This is a genomic window from Rothia nasimurium (genome assembly GCF_928381705.1).
Lineage (GTDB): Bacteria > Actinomycetota > Actinomycetes > Actinomycetales > Micrococcaceae > Rothia > Rothia nasimurium_G.
The window spans coordinates 186,119-212,611 of sequence record NZ_CAKMSR010000002.1 but is presented as its reverse complement, the minus strand read 5'-3'; the positions used below and the strand labels follow the sequence as shown (position 1 = coordinate 212,611).

At 61.4% G+C, this 26,493-nt stretch carries 23 protein-coding genes; 22 read left to right on the top strand and 1 reads right to left on the bottom strand.

All coding sequences use genetic code 11. The features are described 5' to 3' along the window. Positions 1 to 27 precede the first annotated feature (27 nt). From L6762_RS02665 to dnaE, 17 genes are all read left to right on the top strand, one after another. On the top strand, positions 28 to 1,722 hold the full coding sequence (locus tag L6762_RS02665; RefSeq protein WP_237185440.1) for a UDP-N-acetylmuramoyl-L-alanyl-D-glutamate--2,6-diaminopimelate ligase: 1,695 nt from the start codon (positions 28 to 30) through the stop codon (positions 1,720 to 1,722). A gap of 15 nt (positions 1,723 to 1,737) precedes the next feature. Continuing rightward, the gene (locus L6762_RS02660; RefSeq protein ID WP_237185439.1) at positions 1,738 to 3,333 is read left to right on the top strand and encodes a UDP-N-acetylmuramoyl-tripeptide--D-alanyl-D-alanine ligase; all 1,596 of its coding nucleotides are present in this window, start codon (positions 1,738 to 1,740) and stop codon (positions 3,331 to 3,333) included. A gap of 21 nt (positions 3,334 to 3,354) precedes the next feature. Beyond that, positions 3,355 to 4,473: a phospho-N-acetylmuramoyl-pentapeptide-transferase gene (mraY, locus tag L6762_RS02655; protein ID WP_237185438.1), complete on the top strand. Its 1,119-nt coding sequence runs from the start codon at positions 3,355 to 3,357 to the stop codon at positions 4,471 to 4,473. Then, on the top strand, positions 4,473 to 6,008 hold the full coding sequence (gene murD, locus L6762_RS02650) for a UDP-N-acetylmuramoyl-L-alanine--D-glutamate ligase (protein ID WP_237185437.1): 1,536 nt from the start codon (positions 4,473 to 4,475) through the stop codon (positions 6,006 to 6,008). The genes mraY and murD overlap by 1 nt, the downstream gene beginning before the upstream one ends. Before the next feature lie 114 nt (positions 6,009 to 6,122). Beyond that, on the top strand, positions 6,123 to 7,904 hold the full coding sequence (locus L6762_RS02645; RefSeq protein ID WP_237185436.1) for an FtsW/RodA/SpoVE family cell cycle protein: 1,782 nt from the start codon (positions 6,123 to 6,125) through the stop codon (positions 7,902 to 7,904). Positions 7,905 to 8,003: 99 nt separating this feature from the next. Next, positions 8,004 to 9,101: an undecaprenyldiphospho-muramoylpentapeptide beta-N-acetylglucosaminyltransferase gene (gene murG, locus L6762_RS02640; protein WP_237185435.1), complete on the top strand. Its 1,098-nt coding sequence runs from the start codon at positions 8,004 to 8,006 to the stop codon at positions 9,099 to 9,101. Next, positions 9,098 to 10,588 carry a UDP-N-acetylmuramate--L-alanine ligase gene (gene murC, locus L6762_RS02635; protein WP_237185434.1) on the top strand — a complete coding sequence of 497 codons (1,491 nt, stop codon included), beginning with the start codon at positions 9,098 to 9,100 and terminating at the stop codon, positions 10,586 to 10,588. The genes murG and murC overlap by 4 nt, the downstream gene beginning before the upstream one ends. Beyond that, a complete protein-coding gene (locus L6762_RS02630) occupies positions 10,588 to 11,481 on the top strand; it encodes a cell division protein FtsQ/DivIB (protein ID WP_237185433.1) in 894 nt (297 codons plus the stop codon). Before murC ends, L6762_RS02630 begins: the two co-directional genes overlap by 1 nt. A gap of 195 nt (positions 11,482 to 11,676) precedes the next feature. Next, positions 11,677 to 12,885 carry a cell division protein FtsZ gene (gene ftsZ, locus L6762_RS02625; RefSeq protein ID WP_237185432.1) on the top strand — a complete coding sequence of 403 codons (1,209 nt, stop codon included), beginning with the start codon at positions 11,677 to 11,679 and terminating at the stop codon, positions 12,883 to 12,885. Positions 12,886 to 13,008: 123 nt separating this feature from the next. Further along, positions 13,009 to 13,845, top strand: coding sequence for a polyphenol oxidase family protein (locus L6762_RS02620; protein ID WP_237185431.1), 837 nt, complete (start codon positions 13,009 to 13,011; stop codon positions 13,843 to 13,845). Positions 13,846 to 13,874: 29 nt separating this feature from the next. Beyond that, on the top strand, positions 13,875 to 14,687 hold the full coding sequence (locus L6762_RS02615; RefSeq protein WP_237185430.1) for a YggS family pyridoxal phosphate-dependent enzyme: 813 nt from the start codon (positions 13,875 to 13,877) through the stop codon (positions 14,685 to 14,687). Positions 14,688 to 14,843: 156 nt separating this feature from the next. Further along, positions 14,844 to 15,560 (top strand): cell division protein SepF, encoded by a 717-nt coding sequence (locus L6762_RS11935; protein ID WP_272878680.1) that lies wholly within the window; start codon positions 14,844 to 14,846, stop codon positions 15,558 to 15,560. A gap of 6 nt (positions 15,561 to 15,566) precedes the next feature. After that, positions 15,567 to 15,869 (top strand): YggT family protein, encoded by a 303-nt coding sequence (locus tag L6762_RS02605; RefSeq protein WP_237185429.1) that lies wholly within the window; start codon positions 15,567 to 15,569, stop codon positions 15,867 to 15,869. Between the two features lie 306 nt (positions 15,870 to 16,175). After that, positions 16,176 to 16,868, top strand: a complete 693-nt coding sequence (locus L6762_RS02600; RefSeq protein ID WP_237185428.1) for a DivIVA domain-containing protein — start codon at positions 16,176 to 16,178, stop codon at positions 16,866 to 16,868. 160 nt (positions 16,869 to 17,028) lie between these two features. Next, the gene (lspA, locus tag L6762_RS02595; protein ID WP_237185427.1) at positions 17,029 to 17,601 is read left to right on the top strand and encodes a signal peptidase II; all 573 of its coding nucleotides are present in this window, start codon (positions 17,029 to 17,031) and stop codon (positions 17,599 to 17,601) included. Further along, on the top strand, positions 17,601 to 18,554 hold the full coding sequence (locus tag L6762_RS02590; protein ID WP_237185426.1) for an RluA family pseudouridine synthase: 954 nt from the start codon (positions 17,601 to 17,603) through the stop codon (positions 18,552 to 18,554). The genes lspA and L6762_RS02590 overlap by 1 nt, the downstream gene beginning before the upstream one ends. A gap of 26 nt (positions 18,555 to 18,580) precedes the next feature. After that, positions 18,581 to 22,117 (top strand): DNA polymerase III subunit alpha, encoded by a 3,537-nt coding sequence (gene dnaE / locus L6762_RS02585; RefSeq protein WP_237185425.1) that lies wholly within the window; start codon positions 18,581 to 18,583, stop codon positions 22,115 to 22,117. A gap of 99 nt (positions 22,118 to 22,216) precedes the next feature. On the opposite strand, the gene L6762_RS02580 is transcribed toward dnaE, so the two are convergent. Further along, on the bottom strand, positions 22,217 to 22,645 hold the full coding sequence (locus L6762_RS02580; protein WP_237185424.1) for a winged helix-turn-helix transcriptional regulator: 429 nt from the start codon (positions 22,643 to 22,645) through the stop codon (positions 22,217 to 22,219). A 119-nt stretch (positions 22,646 to 22,764) separates the two neighbouring features. On the opposite strand from L6762_RS02580, the gene L6762_RS02575 reads away from it, so the two are divergent. From L6762_RS02575 to nrdR, 5 genes are all read left to right on the top strand, one after another. Next, a complete protein-coding gene (locus L6762_RS02575) occupies positions 22,765 to 23,373 on the top strand; it encodes an NAD(P)-dependent oxidoreductase (protein WP_237185423.1) in 609 nt (202 codons plus the stop codon). Between the two features lie 31 nt (positions 23,374 to 23,404). Continuing rightward, positions 23,405 to 24,007 (top strand): DsbA family protein, encoded by a 603-nt coding sequence (locus tag L6762_RS02570; RefSeq protein WP_237185422.1) that lies wholly within the window; start codon positions 23,405 to 23,407, stop codon positions 24,005 to 24,007. Positions 24,008 to 24,090: 83 nt separating this feature from the next. Further along, positions 24,091 to 24,525 carry an MmcQ/YjbR family DNA-binding protein gene (locus tag L6762_RS02565; RefSeq protein WP_237185421.1) on the top strand — a complete coding sequence of 145 codons (435 nt, stop codon included), beginning with the start codon at positions 24,091 to 24,093 and terminating at the stop codon, positions 24,523 to 24,525. Between the two features lie 36 nt (positions 24,526 to 24,561). Next, positions 24,562 to 25,932, top strand: coding sequence for a histidinol dehydrogenase (hisD, locus tag L6762_RS02560; protein ID WP_237185420.1), 1,371 nt, complete (start codon positions 24,562 to 24,564; stop codon positions 25,930 to 25,932). Between the two features lie 21 nt (positions 25,933 to 25,953). Continuing rightward, a complete protein-coding gene (gene nrdR, locus L6762_RS02555; protein ID WP_135011358.1) occupies positions 25,954 to 26,430 on the top strand; it encodes a transcriptional regulator NrdR in 477 nt (158 codons plus the stop codon). Positions 26,431 to 26,493 lie beyond the last annotated feature (63 nt).

Sequence of the window (26,493 nt, the reverse complement as noted above, 5' to 3'; positions counted from 1 at the left end):
ATTGACCGCCTATTGGAGGGAAAGCCTGTGACAGAAAACCGAGCACTTGAGGGTAGCGCCCAGACGTTGCGCCCCCGTCAGGTTACCGAGCGCACCGGCGCTGAGGTCGCCGACTGGCTGACCGAGGTGGGGTTAGGAGCGCAGCTAGTGCAGGCGTCCGCCCGCCCTATCACGGGTATCACCATGGACTCTCGCGAGGTGCAGCCCGGCGACCTCTACGTTGCCCTGGGCGGTGCTAAGGTGCACGGGGCTGCCTTCCTGCCCGCAGCTATCGAGCTGGGAGCGTCCGCCCTGCTGACCGATGAGGCTGGCCTTGCTATTGCCCGTGACCTGGGGCTCCCAGAGGGGCTGGGCCTTGTGACCACCGACCAGGTACGGGCCGCTGTGGGGCCGCTCTCTGCCCGTATCTATGCCTCCCAGCCCAGCAGCGGGGGAGCACCCCGCCTTTTTGCGGTGACCGGTACCAACGGCAAGACCACCACCACCTACATGACCAACTCGATCATGCAGGCCCTGGGTCACACTACCGGCCTGATCGGTACCATCGAGATTCTTGCCGGTGGTCAGGCTATTCCCTCTAAGCTCACCACTCCCGAGTCCCCCCACGTGCACTCCCTTATCGCTCTGATGCGTGAGCAGGGTATTACCAGCGCAGCGATGGAGGTGTCATCCCATGCCCTGGATTACCGCCGTGTCGATGGCATCCGCTACGACATTGCGGGCTTTACCAACCTCACCCAGGACCACCTAGACCTGCACGGCACCATGGAGAGCTACTTCGACTCCAAGGCCGAGCTCTTCACCCCGGCCCGCACCCGCCGCGCCGTCATTACCGCCGACGACCGCTGGGGCCTTGCCATGGCAGAGCGCGCAGTTCAGGCTTTGGGGGCCCGCGCCGTGGTCCGCCTCTTTACCAACTTCGGTGCCGGTTACGAGCCGGGGGCGGACGCTCTCGCCTCCCTTGCTGCCCAGGACTGGGCCCTGGTGCAGGTAGAGCGCTCCGGTATTGGCCACTCCTTTACCCTGCGCCGTGGCGACGGTTTTGAACTGCCCAGCGCCACCTTACTTCCAGCTGATTTCAACGTCTCGAACGCTGCGCTGGCCGCCGTGATGGTTTTTGAGAGCGCCCGCGACGGGCTAGAGCGCGACCGTATTACCGAAGTGCTAGCCCGTACCGAGACCCTGACTCCCGTTGTGCCCGGTCGTATGCAGCTGATTTCCACCGAGCCCACCGCCCTGGTGGACTTCGCCCACAACCCCGATGCCCTGAAACGTGCGCTTGAAGCAATCGAGCCGGCAGAGGAGGACGGCAAGGTCATCATTGTTTTCGGTGCAACCGGTGAGCGTGACCAGACCAAGCGCCCCTTGATGGGCGAAATCGCCGCCACCTACGCCGATATCGTGGTAGTGACCGACGACGACCCCCACGGCGAAGACCCCGCCCCTATCCGCGAGGCTGTTGAGTCTGGTGCACTCGCAGCTCTTGAAGCCGGGGCCCGCGCCCAGCGTGTGCTCAACATTGAGCCCCGCGCCGCTGCCATCGATGAAGCTATCGCCCTGGCTGGCCCCAAGGACTCAATTCTGATTGCTGGCCGCGGCCACGAGGTAGCCCAGGACGTTGCCGGTACCGATATCGAGCTTGACGACCGTGTAGAGACCGCCCGCGCTCTTCAGGCTGCCGGTTTCAGCGTGCTCCCGGCCTACCAGAACCACCAGAAGTAACCTAAAGGTAAACCTATGATTGAACTTTCAGCGCTTGAGATTGAAGAAGCTGTAGCGGGTACCCTGCTGGGCTTAGACTCCGCCGGTGCTTCTGCCCTGACCTGCACTTCTGCTACCACTGACTCCCGTGAGGTCGGCCCCGGTTGCCTCTTTATCGCTAAGCCTGGTGAGGTAACGGACGGCCATAACTTCTTACCCGCCGCCTTCGAGCAGGGGGCCTCTCTAGCTCTTGTTGAACGTGAGGTTCAGGATGCTGCTGGTCAGGTCTACCCCTCCATTCTGGTGGACGATGTCGTGCTGGCTATGGGCCGTCTGGCCGCCTACATCGTGGCCCGCCTGCGTGAGCGCGGCGACGTGACGGTCGTGGGTATTACCGGCTCTGCGGGTAAGACCACCACCAAGGACCTGCTGGCCGCCATCTTCGGGGCAGAGGGCAAGACCGTAGCCCCCATCGGCTCCTTCAACGGCGAAGTCGGCGTACCGCTGACCGTCTTCCGGGCCGAAGAAGACACCAAGTATCTGGTCATTGAGATGGGCGCTGACCGGGTAGGTAACATCAAGTACCTGACCGATATGATTTCCCCGGACTACGGCGTTGTACTCAAGGTGGGCACCGCCCACGCCGGGGAATTTGGTGGCGTCGATAACATCGAAGCAACCAAGGGCGAGATGGCCGAGGGCGTCCGTCTGGGCCTGGGCCTGAACATCGACGACTACCGGGTGAGGCGCATGCTGAACCGGGCGTCCACCCCCGTCACCTACTTCGGCGTTGAAGGACGCGAAGCGGAACTAACCCACACCGCTAACCCCGGCGTGGCAGAAAACCGCATGACGGCGTCCAACCTCACCACCACCGATGAAGGCAAACCCGCCTTCACCCTGACCTTCCCCGACGGGCAGGCCTACGAAGTGAGCTCCCAGCTCATCGGTGAACACCACGTCTATAACCTTCTGGCGGCAGCCACCGTTGCCTACCAGGTAGGAATTGCTCCCGACCGCATTGCCCAGCAGCTCAACACCGCTGGGGCAGCCTCCAAATGGCGCATGCAGCGTACCGACCGGGCCGACGGCGTGACCGTCATTAACGACGCCTACAACGCCAACCCCGAATCCATGACCGCTGCCCTGCAGACCCTAGCCCAGCTGGGCCGTCTGCCCTCAACCAACCGCACCTGGGCCGTCCTCGGTCCCATGCTGGAACTGGGCGACCAGACCCTCACCGAACACGACCGTATCGGTCAGCTAGCCGTACGCCTCAACATCTCCAAACTCATTGCTGTTGGGGATATTGCCAAGCCCATCTACAACACCGCCCACCTTGAAGGTTCCTGGGGCAATGAGGCAACCTGGGTTGCCAGCACCGACGAAGCCTTCGAGCTCCTGCGTGGCGCTCTTGAGCCGGGTGATATCGTCCTCTTCAAGTCCTCCAATGGGGCTGGCCTGGGCCTTCTCGGGCAAAAAGTTGCCGACTATGAGGGCAACCTCACCCATACCGAGCGTGATAATGGGCAATCACAGCCCTGGTTAAGCGCCGGTGACTTTGTTCAGGCACTAAACTCAGACAGTGGCGCCCAGCCCGATGCTGCCGCCAAGACTACAGATAACTCATAACCGGGAAGGCACAGACACCGCATGATTTCTATCCTGTTGGCTGCCGCTTTCGGCCTGATCATCTCGATCGCCGGAACCCCGCTCTACACCAAATGGTTGGTGAAGCAGCAGTTCGGCCAGTTTATTCGCGAAGACGGCCCCACCTCACACCAGACCAAACGGGGCACCCCCACCATGGGCGGTGTCATGATGATGGCAGCAACCGTCCTCGGTTTCTTCCTGGCCCTGGGCCTCTCAGCCCTGCTCACCGGGACTAGCCTGGCTCCGTCCGCCTCGGTTCTTTTGGCTATGTTCCTCATGCTGGGTATGGCTGGCGTTGGCTTCATCGACGACTTCCAGAAGATTTGGAAGAAGCAGAGTGAGGGCCTGACCCCCAAGGGCAAGATTGTGCTCCAGGGGCTGATCGGTACCCTCTTTGCTGTGGGCGCCCTGCTGATTAAGGACGAACGCGGCTGGTCACCTGCCTCCTTCAACCTCTCCTTCACCCGCGACATCTCCTGGCTCGATCTGGCCTTTGCCGGGCCTGTGGTGGGTATTATCCTCTTCATCATCTGGGCCAACCTGATTGCTACCGCCACCACCAACGCGGTAAACCTCACCGACGGCCTGGACGGTTTAGCAACCGGTGCTGCCATCATGGTATTCAGCGGCTACCTGCTGATTTCTATGTGGCAGCAGCAGCACCTGTGCGCCCCCGGCTCCCTCGATAACGTCTGCTACGAGGTACCCGATTCAGGGCAGATGGCTATGCTGGCTGCCTCCCTGATTGGTGCCCTGATCGGCTTCCTCTGGTGGAACACCTCACCGGCCACCATCTTCATGGGCGATACCGGCTCCCTGGGCCTGGGCGGTGCGCTAGCTGCTTTCGCTATCATCACCCGCACCCAGATGCTTCTGCCGATTATCGCAGGCCTCTTCGTGATGATTGCCCTCTCCGTCATTATTCAGGTGGGCTACTTCAAGATGAGCGGGGGCAAGCGCGTCTTCCGCATGGCCCCCCTGCAACACCACTTTGAGCTCAAGGGCTGGACCGAAGTGAACGTAGTAATCCGCTTCTGGATTCTCGCTGGCCTGTTTGTGGCTATCGCATTGGGCATCTTCTACGGTGACTGGCTACTGAGCAACGGAGGTGTTTTCTAATGCAGGCAACTAATGCCAACCCCGTCTACGGGTATGAACGCCTGGAAAAGCTGACCAGCTGGGAGTCTGACTGGGCCGGCCTGCGCGTGGTCGTAGCCGGTTTGGGTATCTCAGGTTTTTCAGCTGCCGATACCCTGATTGAACTGGGCGCCCGCGTGGTCGTGGTGGACGGTAACGACAACGAAGCTACTCGCGGTAAGGCCGATACCCTCAAGATTGTGGGCGCTGCCGGATCAGTGCTGGGCACCGGAGCCATGGACGCCCTGCCCCTGGTCGAGGGGCAGCCCGCTGACCTGGTCGTCACATCACCCGGCCTTGCCCCTACTCTGGGCATCCTGGCAGATGCTGTAGCCCAGAAGATTCAAATCTGGGGTGACGTTGAGCTGGCCTGGCGTCTACGTCAGCGCGAAGGACGCAAGGTCGCCCCCTGGCTGGCCATTACCGGCACCAACGGTAAAACCACCACCGTGGGCATGACCGAATCTATCTTGCAGACCGCAGGCTACAAGGCTATTGCCGTGGGCAACGTCGGCACCCCTATCCTGGACGCCCTGCGCGACCCCGTTGACTACGACTTCTTTGCCGTTGAGCTCTCAAGCTTCCAACTGCACTGGACCTACTCCATGTCACCCCTGGCGTCCGTTGTACTCAACGTGGCAGAAGACCACGTTGACTGGCACGAGGGCTACGATAACTATCTAGCCGATAAAGCCCGTATCTACGAGAACACCCAGGTAGCCTGCATCTTCAATGCCAACTACCCCGAGATCGTGCAGATGGTCGAAGAGGCGGACGTCGTCGAGGGCGCTCGCGCCATCGGTTTCTGGGCAGATACTCCCGGTCTTTCCATGCTGGGTGTGATTGACGGTCTGCTCATTGACCGGGCCTTCCTTGACGACCGCCGCAACCAGGCCCTGGAAGTGGCTGAGGTAGCAGATACCGGCCAGCTGCCGACCAAGCACACCGTAGAAAACGCCCTGGTTGCCGCTGCCCTGACCCGGGCCGCCGGTATTGAACCTGAACAGGTCAAGGCAGGCCTGCAGAACTACGAACCTGGCGCCCACCGCATCCAGCTGGTGGCCAACACCCACGGGGTACTCTGGGTCAACGATTCTAAGGCCACCAACCCCCACGCAGCGAATGCTTCCTTGGCCTCTTTCAACCCCGTGATTTGGGTAGCCGGTGGCCTGTCGAAGGGCGTGACCTACGACGAGCTGGTTGCTGAACACAAGGACCGCCTCAAGGCCGTGGTCATGATCGGCACCGACACCGCAGCCCTGGTATCTGCCCTGGCTGAGCAGGCCCCGGACGTGCCGGTCTACAAGATCAGCGAGAGCTCCCTGCTGGCTGATGCCAGAGACGGACGGGCCGTCATGAAACTGGCGGTTGCCAAGGCCCACGAGATTTCGGAACAGAACGATACCGTGCTCATGGCCCCTGCAGCAGCCTCAATGGACCAGTTCACCTCGTACGCTGAACGCGGCAACGCCTTCATCGACGCGGTAGCTGACCTGGTCAACCAGATCAATTCCTAGAACCTATCTGTGCGGAGGGCGGGCAATCAGTAACCACTGGTTCCCACCCTCCCTCACCTTTAACCGCACCTACGGTGGGGCGTCCTCACCCGAGAGAAGAGAAGCGAAAAGACTATGAGCCTGGCAGCAGAACCCCGGTCACCGCAGCGTCCTGGCTTGATTCGGCGTCTGTGGGAGAAATCCCGGACCACCTGGGAGAACGCCCAGGTACGTTTGGGATCCATGGTGCTGACCGATGTGCCCATCGTGCTGGTAGTGACCGCCACCGTGCTCACCCTCTTCGGCGTGATGATGGTGCTCTCTGCCTCAAGCGTGGAACAGATTTCATCGGGCGCAGGTGCCTTCAGCCAGGCCCGCTCCCAGGGCATGTTCGCGATACTGGGTCTCGTTGCTATGCTGATCGTGGGCTACCTGGTACCGGTCATCTGGTACCGGCGGCCCTGGGTAGCGCACACCCTGCTGGGGGCAGCAGCCCTACTGCTCATCGCCGTGATTTTTGTAGGTAGCACCGTCAACGGCAACCGCAACTGGATCAACATCGCTGGTTTCTCGATTCAGCCCTCAGAATTCGCCAAGCCCATCATGATTCTCTGGCTGGCCTCGGTCTACTCCCGTCAGGGGCGCATCGACCGGGGAACCCTGGCCCAGACCGCCTACAAGGGGCTCATTCCCGCCCTCCTCGGCTTTGGCCTGATTGTCACCCTGATTCTGGCAGGCCACGACGTGGGTACCGTACTCATCTACGCCCTCTTCTTCAGCGCAATCTTCCTGGCAGCCCGCCCCTCCCGCGGGCTAGTGATGATTAGCGCGGGCCTGGGCACCTTGGCCGCCATCATGATGGTAGCCATCAGCCCCAACCGCATCGAGCGTCTCTTCAACACCTTTGCCTTCTGGCGCGACTGCGTTGAGGCCACCTGCGACCAGGCCAACTCTGGCCTGGCAGCACTCGCTACCGGCGGCTTCTGGGGCGTGGGCCTGGGCCAGTCCCGCCAGAAGTACAACTACCTGCCTGAAGCCCACAACGACTATATTTTTGCGGTGGTCGGTGAAGAACTGGGTCTGATTGGTGCTATCGCTGTGCTGCTGCTCTACGCAGCCCTAATCTACTGCGCTATGCGTATCCTGCTGCGCTCCTCTGACCTCTTTATTCGCTACGCCACCATTGGCATCATCACCTGGATCGCCGGCCAGGCCCTGCTCAACATCGCTATGGTGGTAGGGCTTATGCCCGTCATCGGTGTGCCCCTGCCCTTTATTTCTGCCGGTGGTTCCGCCCTGGTCTCGTCACTGACCGGCATCGGTATCCTCATCGCCTTTGCCCGACAGACCCCCCTCAACCCGATTGTGGGGGAGCGTACCGGCATCGCCAACAGCAAGATGCAAAAGGACGCCGCCCGCCGCCTTGCTCTGGCCCGTATCGCTGAGCGGGAGCAGGCCATCATCGCCGCAGACCCCGACGGCACAGGCTGGACTCTCGATAAGCTCACCACCCGCCTGGGCGCCCTCGTCGACGGGCGCACCCCGGCCCGCCCGGCGGCGTCCGCCCCTCAACGCGCCCAGGGGAGTGCGCGCACCGTGAGGCCCTCGGCAGCTACGGCGCGTCCGTCCGCCCAGACCGTCCGCCGGTCAAGCCCCCTGTCAGCTGAAGCCAGTGCCGAGGCCGCTATGGCCCGACGCTCTAGCTCGGCCAGCGGCGCCCGCCCCTCTGCCAGCGTGCAGCAGGCTCACACCCGCACCACTGCGGCTCAGCCCCAGCACCCTGCCCGCCCGGTTGCGCCCACCACCGCAGCCAAGCCGCAGACCACCGAGCCGCAAGCCCCCACCCCCAAGGAGCAAAAACTCCCTGCTGGCCTGCGCACTATCCGCAAAGCCCGCAAGCTCCCCGAGGAGCACTAAGGGGGTAAGGTGGCTCACGACCAGGGGCCTCAAGATGTACCTGTGGCCCAATCCGCGTAAACTAAGGGTCGAAACAGAACACTAAGGGAGTGAAACCTGATGACCCACGCACCCACTGTCGTGCTGGCAGGCGGAGGCACAGCCGGGCATATCAACCCCATGCTGGCTATCGCCCGAGCCCTCCAGGAGCGCGAGCCCGACGTCACCATCATGACCGTCGGCACCGAAAACAGCATGGAGGCCCGGCTAGTACCGGCAGCGGGCTACGACATCAGCTTCATCCCGAAAGTTCCCTTCCCCCGCCGCCCCAACCTTGACGCCATCAAGTTCCCCGGCCGGTTCCGGGCCTCGCTCAAGCAGGCCGAGAAGATTCTGACCGATACCGGGGCGGACGTCCTGGTGGGCGTGGGTGGTTACGTGTGCACCCCCATGTACCTGGCAGCCCGCAAGCTGGGTGTGCCCGTAGTGATTCACGAGGCCAACGCCAAGCCCGGCCTCGCCAACAAGGTGGGCGCGAAGAAGGCTGCCCTGGTAGCTACCGCCTTCCCCGATACCCCCATCGCCGGTGCTCGCACCGTGGGTATGCCCATGCGCCAGAACATCGCCGACCTCGACCGCGCTTCTGAACAGGGGGCTGCCCGGGAGCGTCTGGGCCTTGACCCGGCCCTGCCCACCCTGGCGGTCACCGGTGGGTCTCTGGGAGCCTTGAGCCTTAACCGGGCAGTTGCCGAAATCATCGACGAGATTGGCCCGGCAGGCTACCAGCTGCTGCACATCACCGGTCGTGACAAGGCGGTTAAGGACGAGTCCGGCCAGCTCCGCACAGCCCCCGGCTACCAGCAGGTTGAGTTCATTACCTCCATGGAAGATGTCTACGCCGCTGCTGACCTCATGATTGTGCGCTCTGGTGCGGCAACCGTCAGCGAGGTCGCTGCCGTGGGCCTACCGGCTATCTTTGTTCCCCTACCCATCGGTAACGGCGAGCAGGCTCTCAACGCCCGCTCTCTGGTGGCGGCCGGGGCAGCCCTGCTGGTGGACGACTCAGATTTCACCGCTAGCTGGTTCCGTCAGAATGTACCGGCCCTGCTAGCAGACACCGATAAACTTACCGACATGGCAGAAAAGTCCTACCGGCACGGCATCCGCGATGCTGCGCAGGTTATGGCAGACGAAGTACTGAAGGCGGCCCGCGTATGAGCACCTCACTAATGGATCTTTCAATCGACCTTCCCGCACCCCTCAACCCTCCCTTCCCCGAGCGTCCGACCCTGGCCGACCTGGGCCGGGTGCATTTTGTGGGTATTGGTGGGGCCGGTATGTCGGCTATCGCCCGGCTCATGCTGCGCGCTGGCATGACCGTGAGCGGGTCTGACCAGGCTGAAAGCGCCGCTGTTGATAGCCTGCGAGAGCTGGGTGCCCGGGTATCGGTGCCCCAGGCTGCCGAGAATATCGAGGGCATCGATACCGTGGTGATTTCAACCGCAATTCGCGAAGATAACCCCGAACTCGCTGCTGCCCGGGCCCGCGGCCTGCGCGTGATGCACCGCTCTGAAGCTCTGGCGGCGACCATGCGCGACTCCAAGGTGATCGCGGTTGCCGGTACCCACGGCAAGACCACCACCTCATCCATGATTTCGGTGATGCTAGACGGCCTGGGGCTGGACCCCTCTTTTGCGGTCGGCTCTACCATCGCCGGCTATAACACCAATGCCCACCTGGGGGCGTCCGGGCCGGAGTCCTGGTTCGTGGCTGAAGCCGATGAATCCGACGGCTCTTTTGTGCGCTACCGCCCCGAGATTGCGGTTATTACCAACGCTGAGCCCGACCACCTGGACTTCTACGGCACCAACGAGCGGGTCTTCGAGGCCTTCAACCGCTTTATCGCCTCTATGGCGCCCGGCGGTGTCTTCGTGACCTGCGCTGACGACGCCGGCGCAGCCGCCCTCGCTGCTCAGGCCGCGGACGCCGGTGTGCAGGTTGTCACCTACGGTGAGGGGGAGGGCGCCATGGTTCGCCTGACCGGTATCACCTCTGAAGGAACCGACTGCTCTTCGAACCTGGTCTGGGACTTTGCCGTAGGCGGCCAGCAGTTCGCGGGGCAGATTACCCTGACCCTGCCGGTGCCCGGCATTCATAACCAGCTCAACGCTACGGCGTCCTTTGTCTGTGCCCTGCTGGCAGGCGCCAGCCCCGAAGAGGCCGTGAAGGCGCTGGCCCACTTCTCGGGTACTGACCGCCGCTTTACCCTGCGCGGTGAAGCTGCCGGGGTTAAGGTCTTTGATGACTACGCCCATCACCCCACCGAAGTACACCGCGCCCTGGAAACCGGCCGTACGGTCGCTGCCGGGCACAACCTCTACGTAATTTTCCAGCCCCACCTTTTCTCCCGCACCAAGGAGTTCGCTACCGAGTTCGCTGAGTCGCTGTCTCAGGCTGACCGCAGCTACGTGCTCGATATCTACCCTGCCCGCGAGAAGCCCATGGAGGGCGTAACCAGCCGTCTCATCACCGAGGCCGGTTTCTCCGAGGTACACTACGCTGAGAGCACCGACCAGGCGATTGACGCTGTCGTAGCCGCCGCCCTGCCCGGCGATATCATCATGACGGTTGGTGCCGGTGACGTGACTGCCCTGGGTCGGGTGCTGGTAGAGAAGCTTTCTGCCCGTGAAGGTTCTGCACTCTAGTGGCCGATGAAAAGAAGCCCCGTATTCGCCTGAACTCCGCTAAGGTGAGCCAGCTACCAGAGGCTGGCGATAACCTGGTGGATATCTCTGAAAACAGCCGTTTCGCCCAGTGGCGCCAGGCCCAGGAAGAGGAGCGGCAGAGCGGGCAGAACGAGCCTCAGAGTCTGCCTTCTGCTCCCGTGCAGTTGCGCCCCAAACGTCGGGCAGCCGGTAGCTGGAAGAAGTGGGCCTACGGGGCAGGTGCCCTGGTGCTCGCTACCCTGATTTTTGTGGGGGTTGTTTTCTTCTCGCCCCTGCTGGCTACCCGGACGATTACGGTAGAAGGCGCTTCTTTGCTGGATGAGGCTACTGTGCAGCAGCAGCTGAGCCAGCTCCAGGGGGTGCCCATGACCCGCATTAGCGAGTCTGAGGTTGCTTCTCTGATTGGTAACGAGAACGTGCTCTACGGGGTGACCCTGCAGGCGAATCCGCCCCACGAGCTGGTAGTGCAGTTGCATGAGCGGGTGCCCGTGGCCGTGGTGGAGAACGAGGGCAGCTTCGTGCTGGTCGACAATGAGGGCATGCAACTGGGCACCGCAGCGTCGGTTGAGGACGCCGGTGTTCCGCTGGTTGCCGGAGGCCTGGATATTCTGGGATCGGCTGCTTTTAGTACCGTAACCGGTGTGCTGGCGGCCCTGCCGACCTCGATTTTGTCTCAGGTATCTGAGGCTAAGGCTGACTCTGCATCAACCATTACCCTAGAAATGGTGGACGGGACGCAGGTAGTCTGGGGAACCCCGGAAGACAGCGACCTTAAAGCTAAGGTTCTAGTTCAGCTTATGGACTCGGTGGGTGGTCAGCAGGCCGTAGAAACCTACGATGTCTCAAGCCCCCTCGTCCCCACCGTAAAATAGTTTCAACTTCTACCTGAAGTTCCTTCTTGACCTTGATATTTTCTGAGAAAAATAAGGTCATGGGTGAAACGAGGGCGACATTGCAAGGTGAAGTTGATACTCTTTCATTGATTGAAACAATAGGTTTACTCCAATCTCAACTTTCACTCTAAGGTTGAGTTGGTTTGAAACAAGGCACAAATTAGTAGGGAATCCATGGATACAGCAACTCCCCAGAACTACCTGGCAGTCATTAAGGTCGTCGGTATCGGCGGCGGTGGCGTCAACGCTGTCAACCGCATGATTGAGGTTGGTCTGCGTGGCGTTGAATTCATTGCGATCAACACCGACGCCCAGGCTCTGCTCATGTCTGATGCAGACGTCAAGCTCGACGTAGGTCGCGAACTGACCCGCGGCCTGGGCGCAGGCGCTAACCCCGACGTTGGACGCCAGGCAGCAGAAGACCACGAACAGGAAATCGAAGAGGTACTTAAGGGTGCCGACATGGTCTTCGTGACCGCAGGTGAAGGTGGTGGCACCGGTACCGGTGGCGCCCCCGTTGTTGCCCGCATTGCTCGTTCTCTGGGCGCACTGACCATCGGTGTTGTGACCCGCCCCTTCACCTTCGAAGGCCGTCGCCGCTCCAACCAGGCAGAGACCGGCATCGCCGCCCTGCGCGACGAGGTCGACACCCTGATCGTTATTCCTAACGATCGCCTGCTTTCCATCTCAGACCGCAACGTCTCCATGCTCGACGCCTTCAAGTCAGCAGACCAGGTTCTGCTTTCCGGTGTCCAGGGCATCACCGACCTGATCACCACCCCCGGCCTGATCAACCTCGACTTCGCAGACGTCAAGTCCGTCATGCAGGGTGCAGGTTCAGCTCTCATGGGTATCGGCTCAGCCTCCGGTGAAGACCGCGCCGTCAAGGCAGCCGAACTGGCTATTGCCTCACCCCTGTTGGAAGCATCCATCGACGGTGCTCATGGCGTTCTGCTCTCCATCCAGGGTGGTTCAGACCTGGGCCTCTTCGAAATCAACGAAGCTGCTCGCCTGGTGCAGGAAGTTGCCCACCCCGACGCCAACATCATCTTCGGTGCCGTCATCGACGACGCTCTGGGTGACGAGGCTCGCGTGACCGTTATTGCCGCAGGCTTTGACTCGGTCAACCCCGAAACCAACTCCAACAACACCAACCCCGCCGCTAACCAGGCTGCTCGTACCCAGCAGAACTTCGGTGGCGCTTCAGCGGCTCCCGCCGCAGGCGCTGGCTTCGGTTCAGCACCCGCAGCAGGTAACAGCTGGAACAAGGGCGGCAATGACGTTCCCACTAACGCTGGCTTCGATGTTGACCTGCCCCCCGTTGTTGAGGACTCCCAGTCAGCACGTCGTGACACCCTCGATGTGCCCGACTTCCTGAAGTAAAGACTTCAGACCCACACCCTAGACGGAAACAAGCCGTCTAAAGGCCGAGAGGGGGTGAAAGCTAGACTTAGCTTTCACCCCCTTCAGTATTTCCCGCTCTTTTTCGAAAGGTAGGCGAGGCCCATGGTCGACGCTCTTTTCTCCCACCGGCTAGTAACCCTGGCGAATGGTGCCCGGGTCAATGTAGCCTTCACATCGGCTGCTGCCGGTAACCTGGGTCTGCACGTGGGCGATGACCTTGACCAGACCCTGGCCCACCGGCAGACCCTTGAAGAAGCGCTGCTGGGGGAAGGCGCGTCCTGCGGCTTTACCTACCTCAACCAGGTGCACGGCACCGTGGTCTTTGATGCGGACGCCTCAGACCGGCTTAGCACCGAAACCGAGAAGGATCTTAACCCTCAAGAGATTCTCGATACTGCACCGGTCGCCGATGCTGCCGTCTCTTGTGAGGGGCGGCCCCTGGCCATTATGGTGGCTGACTGCATTCCCTTGGTCTTTGTGGGGGAGCACGCTGTAACGGGCCAGCCGGTCTTGGGCGTGGCCCACGCCGGGCGGCGGGGCCTGCTCGATGGAGTGATTCAACGCCAGGTTGAGGCCATGGCACAGAACGGTGCCGAGAATATTCAGGCCTGGATTGGCCCCTCAATCTGCGGACGCTGCTACGAGGTTCCTGAGGCCATGCGGCAGGAATCTGCTGAGCTGATTCCCCAGGTTTATTCCACCACCTCCTGGGGCACTCCTGGCCTTGACCTGCCTGCCGGGGCTCGTGCCGTCCTCGCCTCCCTGCCGCAGGTAACCCGCGTGCATAGCGACCTTGCGGCCTGTACCTTTGAACATGAGCACCTCTTCTCGCACCGCGGCCATACTCAGAGTCAGGAGCCCGCCGGGCGTATTGCTGGCCTGGTCTGGGTAGAAGCTGGTCCTTTGGCCACTGAGATGCCCAGCCCCTCCCACCTTTAACCCAGATGCCCGCTCTAAGGAATGGAAATATGACCCTGACCTACAGCCCCGAACGTCGTGCAGAACTCAGTGACCGTCTAGCTCAGGTGCAGGCCCGCATTCAGGACGCTGCGGAAGATATGAGCGGCGCCCGAACCGCCTCGTCCCCCCTGCCCGAGCTGATTGTGGTCACTAAGTTTTTCCCGGCCTCAGATGCCGCCGCCCTGTATGACGCGGGTGTGCGCGCTGTGGGTGAGAACCGCGACCAAGAGGCCGCTGGCAAGGCTCGTGAGCTGGCCGCCTACACGGGCAGCGATGACCCGCTGCGCTGGTCCTTTATCGGCCAGTTACAGACCAACAAGGCTAAGTCTGTGGTGCAGTACGCGCACGAGGTGCAGTCGGTTGACCGCCCCCAGCTTGCCGATGCCCTCTCTAAGGCCTACGTCAATCGTCTGGCCCGCTATGAGAACGGTGATGCGGACGCCCCGGCAGCACTGGCACAGGGTGGTCTGCGCTGCCTTATCCAGGTAGGGCTCGATACCACTGTTGAAGCCACCGCCGGGCAGGCTGCCCTGGGCGCGCGCGGGGGAGTAGACCCCACCGAGATTTTGGCCCTTGCCGACCATATTAGCTCCCTGCCGGGCCTCACCCTGGGCGGGCTCATGGCGGTTGCCCCGCTGGGGCAGGACGCCGCAGTCGCCTTTGAGAGACTGCACGGCTACTCCCAGCAGCTGCTGGAACACTACCCCGAGGCCACCACTATCTCAGCGGGTATGAGCCACGATCTGGCTGAGGCCATACGCTGGGGAGCTACCTCGGTGCGGGTTGGCTCCTCGATTATGGGAGCCCGCCCGGCCCACTAAGGGCAGACGCTCATAATTCATCGGGAATACTGAGGTTTCCCTTGGGCTTGTCTGCGAGAAAGACAGGCAACTTTTTGGTACCGTAAAAGGTTGATAGGAACAGAGGTTTGTAAGCCCCGTCAACCGGCGGACAGGCTACTCATAGGGAGGGTAAGAATGGCTCGCACACTACACCAGGCAATGGCCTACCTGGGCCTGGGCCAGGTAGAAGACGAAGCGCAGCGCACAGAGCGGCCCCAGCGCCGCCCCGAAACGATCTACGAAGAGACCGTTTTCGAGGCTGACGACCACTACGACGCCTACCCCGATGAGCTGGCTCCCACCGAAGGGCGCGCCCATATCTCATCAACCGCTGACCGCGACGTCCTTCTGGGTATTTCACCCGAGACCCCCCGCAGCCGTCCGGCTCCCGAAGCAGCCACCGGCAGCGTTTCTGTAGCCGAGGCTGACGACCAGCTTCTTGAGCAGGCCGAAAGCACCAGCACCGACTGGGACTTCCCCGGTACCCGCCAGCAGGCAACCAACTACACCTCAACCGCCCTGACCCCCTCCTTCTCCGAAGAAAGCAGCGAAGAATTGCGCCGTATCACCACCATTCACCCCCGCTCCTACAACGACGCCAAGATTATCGGTGAGTCCTTCCGTGAGAACATTCCCGTGATCATGAATGTCACCGACATGGGTGATACCGACGCCAAGCGTCTCATCGACTTCTCTGCAGGCCTGGCTTTTGCCCTGAACGGCCACATCGAGCGTGTGACCGACAAGGTCTTCCTGCTGACCCCCGCTAACCTTGAGGTTCTCGGTGCCGAAGGCACCGAAGTGCCTGTAGCTCTGGACAGCGACGACGTCACCCCCTTCAACCAGGCCTAAACCGCAGTGGGCTATCTCTTTGCACTGCTGGCCATCGCGGCCTACCTGCTGATTGTTGTGTTCATGATTCGCCTGGTGCTCGACTGGGTGCAGATGTTTGCCCGCTACTGGCGGCCCAAGGGTCTAGTGCTGGTAATTGCATCGTTTGTGTATGCGGTCACTGACCCGCCCATGAATGCTGCCCGCCGCCTAATTAAACCCATTAACCTGGGCGGTATCTCCCTGGATCTGGGCTTCATGATTCTGTTGATGGCTCTCTGGTTCGCTTATTCCTTGCTAACTAACCTGGCCTACAACCTCTCCGTTTAGAACCTGGTAGGTAAACGCCTGCTGCATGTTAGGGTGTGCAAGGTGGCTCTTGAAGCCTGTCAGTCAGCAGGCTGGGGGTTGTCCCCTCAAGTGGTGACGTGACCAGTGGCTCACACTTAACTGGGGTCATAGTGTTGCGCGGTGCCCCTTTGCCAGGTAATTTTGTGTTGTAGTAAATAGGGGACTACCCGAACTTTTAGCGCGCTGAAAGTTCGAGCTTCATGCGCCTGACTCCAGCACATACTGCGCACCGGGAACACTACGGGCCAAAGCATAAAGATTTTTAGAAAATAGAGGTGAATGATCGTGGCACTCACGCCTGAGGAAGTAATCAATAAGCGCTTCCAGCCGACTAAGTTCAAGGAAGGCTACAACCCTGAAGAGGTTGACGATTTCCTTGACGAGATTGTCATTGAACTGCGTCGTCTGAACGCCGAGAATGCTAGCCTCAAGCGCCAGCTTGAAGAGGCAGAGGCGAAGATTTCACTGGCTCCTGCCCAGCAGCAGGGCGGTGCCCTGGCCGAGGCTGAAATCGTCGTTGATTCTCAGCCCGCTGCGGCAACTCCTGCTCCGGCAGCAGCACCTGCCGCCGCTGAGCCCACTCTGTCACCCTCTAGCGCCACCGGCCTGCTGGCTATGGCCCAGAAGGTTCACGATGACTACGTCTTCGAGGGCAAGCGCGAGCGTGAACGCCTGATTACCGAAGGTCGTGACGAAGCCGCCAAGCTTGTTTCTGAAGCTGAGCAGAAGTCGAACCAGGTGCTTGGCGATCTGGAAAAGACCAAGAGCGACCTCGAGGTTTCTGTTGCCAAGCTGCGTTCCTTCGAGAACCAGTACCGCACTTCCCTGCGCGATTACCTGAACAAGCAGCTGACCACCCTCGAAGAGACCCCCGCTCTTGAACCCAAGGCTGAGGGCGCTCCCGCCGCAGCGGCAGCACAGTCCCAGGGCTTCGGCGCGTTTGGCCAGCGTAACGGGGTTTTCAGCAACAACTCCTAGGCTTTCCTAGTGTTTAGGCGGTAGCCTCAATACGCTCAGGCGGCTCCTCGGTAAGAGGGGCCGCCTGAGATGTTTAAGATACCGCCCCGCGGTACCGGCTGGGTGCCGAACGCGATAAGCTGGTGTGTGCAGTTTTTGATGTTTGAAGGCAGGGAGTACGGTGGCTAAAACCCAGCAGGAGGGCACAGTTTTGGTGCCGGTTCGTACGATTTCTGGGGTGGCTAAGGCCCTGCTAGCCCTGGCCCTCTTTGCCCTGGTATACGGGGCTGACCAGTGGGTCAAGCACCTGGTAGAGACCACCATGACCGTGGGGCAGACCATCACCGTGATCGACGGCTTGCTTTGGTGGCGTTATTACCTGAACCCGGGTGCCGCTTTCTCTATGGGTGAGGGGTCGACCTGGTTATTTACCCTGATCTCAACGGTGGGCGCCCTGGTGGCGCTGACCCTGGTGGTACGGGCTAAGACCCTACCCTGGGTTATTCTGCTGGCAACCCTGGCAGGGGGCATCGTGGGCAACCTACACGACCGCCTCTTCCGGGAGCCTGGCTTTGGCATCGGGCACGTGGTCGATTATATTTCTGTACCGAATTTTGCGATTTTTAATATTGCCGATGCCGCTATCTGCGTATCAATGGCGGCGATTGTTCTGCTGACTTTTCTGGGCTACCGCATGGACGGTCAGCGTGAAGTACGAGCCAATAAGGCAAAGAAGAACGAGGTGGGGGTCTAGTGTCTCAGAAGATTGAACTGACATTTGTGGTAGGAGCCGACCAGGCCGGTACCCGGCTTGATGCCCTGCTCGCTGAGCTGAGCGGCCAGTCGCGCACAACGGTGAGTAGCTGGGTTAAGGACGGCGAGGTTCAGCTTCTCGATGCCAAGGGCAGGGGAGTGAAGGCTAAGGCTTCGTCCAAACTGCTTGAGGGAATGACCGTGCAGGCTGCGGGCACCCCGCCGCGTGATCTAACGCAGATTGAGGCTGAGCAGGTTGATGGCTTTTCGATTGTCTACCAGGATGACGATATCGTGGTGGTCGATAAGCCTACCGGTGTTGCTGCCCACCCGTCGATGGGCTGGCACGGCCCTACGGTTGTCGGGGCGCTGAAGCACGCCGGGATTGATATTGCCACCAGCGGTGCTGCTGAGCGTCAGGGGATTGTGCACCGCCTGGACGTCGGAACCTCGGGGCTGATGGTTGTGACTAAGAACGAGCGAGCCTACTCGGTCATGAAGAAGGCCTTCAAGGACCGTACCGTCACCAAGGTCTACCACACCCTAGTGCAGGGGCTACCCGACCCGCTCAAGGGTACTATCGATGCCCCTATTGGCCGCCACCCCGGCAGCGAATGGAAGTTTGCGGTCAACGAGGACGGCAAGCCGGCTATCACCCACTATGAGGTGCTCGAAGCCTTTGGGCCAGCGTCCTTGGTTGAGGTGCACCTTGAAACCGGCCGCACCCACCAGATTCGTGTGCATTTCTCTGCCCTGCGCCACCCCTGCGCGGGCGACCTGACCTACGGGGCAGACCCCACCATGAGCGCGCATCTGGGCCTCACCCGCCAGTGGCTGCATGCCCACCGGCTGGGCTTCACCCACCCCACCAGCGGCGAGCAGGTGGAGTTCGAAAGCCCCTACACCCCTGACCTTCAGTACGCTCTCGATACCCTGCGTGAGGGCAACTTCTAGAGCCCGACGCTAAGGACGCAACCCGCATGGCTAACACCGACTTCACCCACCTGCACGTGCACACCGAGTACTCCATGCTCGATGGCGCTGCCCGTCTAACCGACCTCTTTGAGCACTCGAAGCAGCTGGGCATGAATGCCCTGGCAACCACCGACCACGGCTTCCTCTTTGGTGCCTTCGACTTTTGGAACAAGGCCAATAACGCCGGGGTTAAACCCATTATCGGTGTGGAGGCCTACCTGACCCCGGGTACCGCCCGTCAGGATCGCACCCGCGTGAAATTTGGTGAGGGCGGGCGCGATGACGTCTCCGGTGGTGGTGCTTATACCCATATGACCATGTGGGCAGAGAACACCCAGGGTATGCATAACCTGTTCCGGGCGTCCTCTCTAGCCTCGCTTGAAGGCCACTTCTATAAGCCGCGTATGGACCGTGAGCTACTCCAGACCTACGGTAAGGGTCTGATCGCCACCACCGGCTGCCCCTCGGGCGAGGTGCAGACCCGCCTGCGCCTGGGCCAGTACAAGGAGGCAATGCAGGCAGCCAGCGACTTCCGCGATATCTTCGGCAAAGAAAACTTCTACTGCGAGCTCATGGACCACGGGCTTGATATCGAGAAGAACGTCATGGCCGACCTGCTCAAGCTGGCCAAAGAACTGAACCTCCCCCTGGTTGCCACTAACGACCTGCACTACACCCACGCAGAGGACGCCAAGGCCCACGCCGCGCTGCTGTGCGTGCAGTCAGGCTCCACCCTGCAGGATCCCAAGCGCTTCAAGTTCGATGCCGATAACTTCTACCTCAAGTCGCCGGCTGAGATGCGCGAGCTCTTCCGCGACTACCCCGAGGCCTGCAACAACACCATGGAAATCGCCGAGCGATGCTCCGTGGAATTCAATACCAAGGCCAACTACATGCCCAACTTCCCCGTGCCCGAGGGCGAAAACGAGGAATCCTGGTTCGTCAAAGAGGTTGAGCGCGGCCTGCACTACCGCTTCCCCAAGGGTGTGCCCGATGAGGTGCGCAAACAGGCCGAGTACGAGGTGGGCATCATCTCGCAGATGGGCTTCCCCGGCTACTTCCTGGTGGTTGCTGACTTCATCAACTGGGCCAAGGAGAACGGTATCCGAGTAGGGCCTGGCCGTGGTTCAGGCGCGGGCTCTATGGTAGCCTACGCCATGCGTATCACCGACCTGAACCCCCTAGAGCACGACCTGATTTTCGAACGCTTCCTCAACCCCGACCGCGTCTCCATGCCCGACTTCGACGTGGACTTCGATGATCGCCGCCGTTCTGAAGTGATTCACTATGTGACCGAGAAGTACGGCGAAGACAAGGTGGCAATGATCGTCACCTACGGCACCATCAAGGCTAAGCAGGCCCTCAAGGACTCCTCTCGCGTGCTGGGCTACCCCTTCTCCACCGGCGAGCGCCTGACCAAGGCCATGCCCGAGGACGTCATGGGCAAGAACATTGCCCTGGCCAACGTCTATAACCCCGAGGATAAGCGCTATAACGATGCCCAGGAGCTGCGCGACCTCATCGAATCTGATGCCGATGCCTCGAAGGTCTTCGAGACCGCGAAGGGTATCGAGGGTCTGAAGCGCCAGTGGGGCGTGCACGCGGCGGGCGTCATCATGTCGAGCCACGACCTGATTGACGTTATCCCCATCATGCGCCGTGAGCAGGACGGCCAGGTTATCACCCAGTTCGATTACCCCACCTGTGAAGGGCTAGGGCTCATTAAGATGGACTTCTTGGGCCTGCGAAACCTGACCATCATCTCGGACGCGATTGAGAACATTAAGCTCAACCGCGGCGAAGACCTAGACCTTGAAACCCTGGAACTGGATGACGCCGAGTCCTATAAGCTCCTGGCTCGCGGTGATACTCTGGGCGTCTTCCAGCTCGATGGTGGGCCCATGCGCCAGCTTCTCAAGCTCATGCAGCCTGACCACTTTGAGCACATTTCGGCGGTCTTGGCGCTCTACCGCCCCGGCCCCATGGGCGCGAACTCCCACACCAACTACGCCCTGCGTAAGAACGGCCTGCAGGAGGTCACCCCCATCCACCCGGAGCTCGAAGAGCCCCTGGCGGAGATTCTCGATACCACCTACGGCCTGATTGTGTATCAGGAGCAGGTTATGGCGATTGCCCAGAAGGTCGCTAACTACTCCCTGGGTGAGGCAGATATTTTGCGTCGCGCTATGGGTAAGAAGAAGAAGGAGGAGCTGGATAAGCAGTATGCCACCTTCCACCAGGGCATGCTCGATAACGGCTACTCCGAAGGGGCGGTAAAGGCTCTTTGGGATATTCTGCTGCCCTTCTCTGACTACGCCTTTAACAAGGCTCATACGGCGGCCTACGGTCTGGTCTCCTACTGGACGGCCTATCTGAAGGCCCACTACCCCCAGGAGTACATGGCAGCACTGCTGACCTCAGTGGGCGATGATAAGGACAAGCTCGCCCTCTACCTGAACGAGTGCCGCCACATGAAGATTACGGTGCTGCCGCCCGATGTGAACGAGTCTGCCCTGAACTTCACCCCTGTGGGCGACGATATCCGCTTCGGCATGGGCGCTATCCGTAACGTGGGTGCCAACGTGGTCTCTGCTATGGTCGATGCCCGCGAAGAAAAGGGCCGCTACGAGAACTTCAACGACTTCCTGGCCAAGGTGCCGATTGTCGTCTGTAACAAGCGCACCGTGGACTCCCTCATCAAGGCCGGTGCCTTTGACTCGCTGGGGCACGACCGGCGTCCGCTTTCCATGATTCACGAAGAGGCTATCGACGCGACCGTCTCGGTTAAGCGTCAGGAGGCTGCCGGTCAGTTCGACCTCTTCGGCGGGCTGGGGCTGGACGACGATAACCCGGCGAACGAGCTGGCGGTACAGATTCCGGACGTCCCCGAGTGGGAGAAGCGCGATAAGCTCAACTTTGAGCGCGAGATGCTGGGCCTCTACGTCTCTGACCACCCCCTACGCGGTCTCGAAGATGCCCTTGATGCGCTGTCAGACTCTACGATTCAGGGGCTGGTCTCTGAGGATTCGGTCAAGCCTGATGGGGCGATCGTAACTATCGCGGGCATGATCACTAGCGTCTCCCGCCGTATCGCGAAGAACTCGGGCAACCCCTACGCCCGTATCGAGATGGAAGACCGCACCGGTTCTATCGAGGTCATGTTCTTTGGCCGCGCCTATGAGCCGATTGCCGGTGTGCTGGCCGAAGACCTGATTTGTACCATCAAGGGCCGCCTGCAGCGCCGTGATGACGGGTCGGTGACCCTGAGCGCCCAGGAGCTGAATATCCCCGAGATTTCAGCAGACGGCACTGGCGGTCCGGTCACTATCGCTATTCCCGAGTACAAGGCGACCGAGGAGACCCTGGGCCAGCTGCGCGATATTTTGCGGAATCACAAGGGTGAATCAGAGGTGCGCATCGCGATGACCACCCGCACCAAGCGCCTGCTTATTAGGCTAGGTGCAGACCTTCGGGTCAACCCCAACCCGGCCCTCTTTGGCGACCTCAAGGTGCTGCTGGGCCCGGCCTGCCTGGACCTCTAGGTAGCTAAGAAGCACCGGATGTGCCGCCTGATGTCGAGCGGGGGAGTAAGACTCCTGCGCTCGGAACCGGGCGGCACATTCTTTGTTAAAGGGTGTTTGTTAGAGAGCCTGGGCGGCGTCGTAGCGCTCGCGGTTGGCCTGCACCTCTTCCAGGTGGGTTTCTGCCCAGAGGCGGACGGCGGTGAGCGGCTCAACGGTGGTCAGCCCCAGGTCGGTGAGCTGGTAGTCCACGCGCGGGGGAACGCTGGCGGTGATGTGGCGGGTCAGCAGCCCGTCACGTTCCATAGAGCGCAGGGTTTCGGTCAGCACTTTGGGGGAGACCCCCTGGATGGTGCTTTTGAGATCCTTGAAGCGTACCGGTTCACCGTCTGCTAACACGGTGACAATCAGGGGAGTCCACCGGTCGGTGAGATGGCGCAACACGGTGCGTGAGGGGCAGTTCTGGTCGAGGACGTTGGCGGGCAGCTGCTCTGCTGCCGGCTGGGAGGTGGGGCGGACGTCCGCGCTGACCTGGGTCGATGATGCCACGGTGGGCCTTTCTGAAAGTTTTTTAAAAATCTTCTAATAGTTACCTTGAGGTAATTGGTTTCTAAAACATACTATAGAACTGTTTGATACAGAAAACCAACTCTTCAAGGAGAACCCCCATGAACATCTCAGTGATCGGCGCAGCAGGCATGGTTGGCTCAGCAATCGTTGCAGAAGCACAGAACCGCGGCCACCAGGTAACCAGCTACACCCGCAGCGGCTCAGCCGGCACCCTGGCCCTAGACCTGGCCAACACCGAGGCTCTCGTTGAGGTCATCAACTCATCTGAGGCAACCGTCATCTCCGTCGCCAGCCGCGACGACTACTCCGCAGCCATCGCCGCCCACCGCGCCCTCATCGCAGCAGCCCCCACCGGCCGCTTCCTCATCGTCGGCGGTGCCGGTTCCCTCACCGCTGGCGAGGGCCTGCTGCTGGAAAGCCCCGACTTCCCCGAAGAATACCTAACCGAAGCCAAGACCTTTGCTGAGATTCTGGGCGACTACCGTGCAGCGTCCGACCTGAACTGGACCATGCTGGCCCCCTCACCCATGATCGCCCCCGGTGCTCGCACCGGTGACTACCGCACTGAGCTAGATGTACCCGCCGGCATGTTCGTCTCAACCCAGGATTTCGCCGTCGCCACCATTGACGAAATCGAAAACCCTGCCCATGTTGGCACCCGTTTCACCGTCGCCTCCGCCGACGAAGCTGCAGCCCAGGGCAAGTAGGCTAGCAGGCGCGAGAAGGGAGAGGAACGGTATGCGCGAACTCGTTTATGTGCTCGATACCTACTGCGGCTGGTGCTACGGCTTTGGTCCGACCGTGCGGGAGCTGGCGGCTGACCCAGAGGTAAGCCTAACTGTGCGTCACGGTGCTCTTTTCACCGGCGACCGCAGCGTCCCCATCGGCCAGTACGGCCATATCCCCGCCGCTAATGCGCGTATTTCGGCCCTGATCGGGGTGGAATTTGGGCAGGGCTACGAGGCTATGCTGGCGGAAGGGTCAACCGTCATGGACTCGAACGACGCTGCCCGCGGGCTCATGGCCCTGCGCCAGGTAGCAGGTGAAGACCGCGCCCTGGAAGCTGTCTCGGCCCTGCAGGCCGCTTTCTACGGGGAGGGGCTGAGCCTCTCGAACGAGGCTGCCTATGATTTTGCCGCCGAGCGCTTAGGGCTGGATGCTGAGGCCGTCCGGGCGGCCCTGAAAGATCCGGACGTCGCTGCCCGCGCCGCTGCCGAGCAGCAGCAGGTGCTGGGGCTGGGCGTGGACCATTACCCCACTCTGTTGGCGGTAACCGAGCGCGGCCTGGTCGAGGTAGGCTCACCGACGGCGAGCGCAGCTGAGATCAAGGCTGCCCTGTAAGGTCGCTGCCATCGGAAAAGTGCATGTGCCGTTGCTTTTTGCAGCGGCACTTGCACTTTAACGGGGGTACTAAACTGGGGTCCATGCCCCTTTCCACCTCCCGCGCCCTCTACGAGGCGGCGTCCGCGTCCGCCCTGGCTCTGCCCGCAACCGAGCTCTACCGCTTCACCTCCCGCAGCGACGCCGAAGCTGCCCGCGTGGGCGGCAAGTGGTTCATGGTGCTAGCTGAGAAGGACGGCACCCAGCTGGTCAACCTCAAAGCCCACCCCGCCGACGTTGCAGCTATCATCGAAACCCACCCGGCGGCGTGCCCTGCCTGGCATATGAACAAAACCCACTGGTACAGTCTCGTACCCCACCCAGATGTGGCTGGTGAGCTGCTAGCCGAGCTCATCGCGGAGTCCTATCTCACCGTGGTTGAGTCCCTGCCTGCTCGTAAGCGTTCGCCCGGCTGGCAGGCCGTGGCAGAAAAACTCAAGGCGGCAGAATCTCACCAGCCGGAAAACCCACTAGCCTAACCCGCTGCGGCTTGACGGCCGCGTTAAAATCAAAGAGTGAGCACAACAGACAGCACCCAGAACTCAACTGCATCTGCAGACTTCACCCTGCGCACCATCGACCTGCGCGGCAGCAACCACTCCTACGCCGAGCTGCGCCGTATCGTCCCGCGCCAGACCACAGAGTTCGTGGGCAATGCGCTCACCACCGTGCACGAAATCCTCGAGAACGTACAGGACCGCGGCGCTGACTACCTGCGAGAACTCTCCGCCCGTTTCGATGGAGTAGAGCAGGGTGCCCTGCGCGTACCGCAGAGCGCTATCGACCGGGCGGTGGAGAACCTTGACCCGGGCGTCCGCAAGGGCCTAGAAATTGCCATCGAGCGCACCCGTGCTTTTGCAGCCGCCCAGCGCCCCGCCGATCAGACCATCGAAGTTGCCCCCGGGGCCGTCCTCACCAACCGCTGGACTCCCGTGCGCCGCGCCGGCGTGTACGTGCCCGGCGGCCTGGCCGTCTACCCCTCATCGGTCATCATGAACACTGTACCCGCCCAGGCGGCGGGCGTCGGCTCCATCGTGCTCTGCACCCCGCCCCAAAAAGAATTCGACGGCCTGCCCCACCCCACCATCCTGGGCGCAGCCGGACTGCTGGGCATCACCGAAGTCTGGGCCATCGGCGGCGCCGGTGCCCTGGGCGCTATGGCCTACGGACTGGACGACGCCGGTGAAGTTCTTGAACCCGTCGACACCATCACCGGCCCCGGAAACATCTTTGTCGCCATGGCCAAGCGAGCCCTGCAGGGCGTTGTGGGTGTGGACGGCGAAGCTGGAACCACCGAAATCGCCGTCATCGCCGACGACACCGCCAACCCCGACTACGTTGCCGCCGACCTGATCTCCCAGGCCGAACACGACCCCAACGCCGGGTCCGTCCTCATTACCCACAGCCCAACCCTCGCCGCCGCCGTGCAGGACGCCATCAATCAACGAGCCGCTGCGACGAAGCACAGCGAGCGCGTGGCCACTGCCCTGACCGGCCCCCAGTCCGGCGTGGTGCTCACCGACAGTCTCGAAGCCTCAATCGCGGTAGCCGATGCCTACGCAGCAGAGCACCTCGAAATCCATACTGAGAAGGCAGAAGAGGTGGCCGGTCGGGTGCGCAACGCCGGTGCTATCTTCATCGGCCCCTACTCGCCGGTGCCCCTGGGGGATTACGCGGCAGGGTCCAACCACGTCCTGCCCACCGGCGGTTCAGCTGCCTACGCATCGGGGCTGAACACCACCGTCTTTATGAAGGCTGTGCAGCTCATCAACTACAGTCAGAGCGCCCTGGCCGAGATCGGCGATGCCATTGTCGCGGTTGCCCATGACGAAGACCTACCCGCCCACGGTGAAGCCATCACCGCGCGTACCGGCCAGACCAAATAAGGTACCCACCGGAGGAACCACATGAACTGCCCCTTCTGCCGTAATTCCACCTCAAAGGTAGTTGACTCGCGCACTACCGACGACAACTCAGCAATTCGCCGCCGCCGCCAGTGCAGCAACTGTGGCAAGCGGTTTACCACCGTCGAAACCACCGCTGTTTCGGTGATTAAGCGAAGTGGCGTGACCGAACCCTTTGACCGGGCCAAGATTGTCTCTGGCGTGCGTAAGGCCTGCCAGGGGCGCCCCGTGGGGGAGGACGACCTGGCTAAGCTAGCGCAGGAAGTCGAAGAGGCAATCCGTGCGAAGGGTATCGCTGAGATTGACGCCCATGAGGTAGGGCTGTCTATCCTTGAGCCCCTGTCGAAGCTGGATACCGTCGCCTACCTGCGTTTTGCCAGCGTCTATCAGGCCTTTGAGTCGCTCGATGACTTTGAGCGGGCTATCGCTGCCCTGCGCGAGGCGGGGGCGGACGAGGGGGAGCAGCCTACCCTGCTCTAGCTCCAGAAAAAAGGACGCCGCCCACCCACCTTCTGCCTTACGGCAAGAAAGGTGCGCGGGCGG

Excerpts from the sequence above, each read along its gene's own strand:
- L6762_RS02660 (WP_237185439.1), top strand. The coding sequence starts at position 1,738 with ATGATTGAACTTTCAGCGCTTGAGATTGAAGAAGCTGTAGCGGGTACC.
- mraY (WP_237185438.1), top strand. The coding sequence starts at position 3,355 with ATGATTTCTATCCTGTTGGCTGCCGCTTTCGGCCTGATCATCTCGATC.
- murD (WP_237185437.1), top strand. The coding sequence starts at position 4,473 with ATGCAGGCAACTAATGCCAACCCCGTCTACGGGTATGAACGCCTGGAA.
- L6762_RS02645 (WP_237185436.1), top strand. The coding sequence starts at position 6,123 with ATGAGCCTGGCAGCAGAACCCCGGTCACCGCAGCGTCCTGGCTTGATT.
- murG (WP_237185435.1), top strand. The coding sequence starts at position 8,004 with ATGACCCACGCACCCACTGTCGTGCTGGCAGGCGGAGGCACAGCCGGG.
- murC (WP_237185434.1), top strand. The coding sequence starts at position 9,098 with ATGAGCACCTCACTAATGGATCTTTCAATCGACCTTCCCGCACCCCTC.
- ftsZ (WP_237185432.1), top strand. The coding sequence starts at position 11,677 with ATGGATACAGCAACTCCCCAGAACTACCTGGCAGTCATTAAGGTCGTC.
- L6762_RS02620 (WP_237185431.1), top strand. The coding sequence starts at position 13,009 with ATGGTCGACGCTCTTTTCTCCCACCGGCTAGTAACCCTGGCGAATGGT.
- L6762_RS02615 (WP_237185430.1), top strand. The coding sequence starts at position 13,875 with ATGACCCTGACCTACAGCCCCGAACGTCGTGCAGAACTCAGTGACCGT.
- L6762_RS11935 (WP_272878680.1), top strand. The coding sequence starts at position 14,844 with ATGGCTCGCACACTACACCAGGCAATGGCCTACCTGGGCCTGGGCCAG.
- dnaE (WP_237185425.1), top strand. The coding sequence starts at position 18,581 with ATGGCTAACACCGACTTCACCCACCTGCACGTGCACACCGAGTACTCC.
- L6762_RS02575 (WP_237185423.1), top strand. The coding sequence starts at position 22,765 with ATGAACATCTCAGTGATCGGCGCAGCAGGCATGGTTGGCTCAGCAATC.
- L6762_RS02570 (WP_237185422.1), top strand. The coding sequence starts at position 23,405 with ATGCGCGAACTCGTTTATGTGCTCGATACCTACTGCGGCTGGTGCTAC.
- L6762_RS02565 (WP_237185421.1), top strand. The coding sequence starts at position 24,091 with ATGCCCCTTTCCACCTCCCGCGCCCTCTACGAGGCGGCGTCCGCGTCC.
- nrdR (WP_135011358.1), top strand. The coding sequence starts at position 25,954 with ATGAACTGCCCCTTCTGCCGTAATTCCACCTCAAAGGTAGTTGACTCG.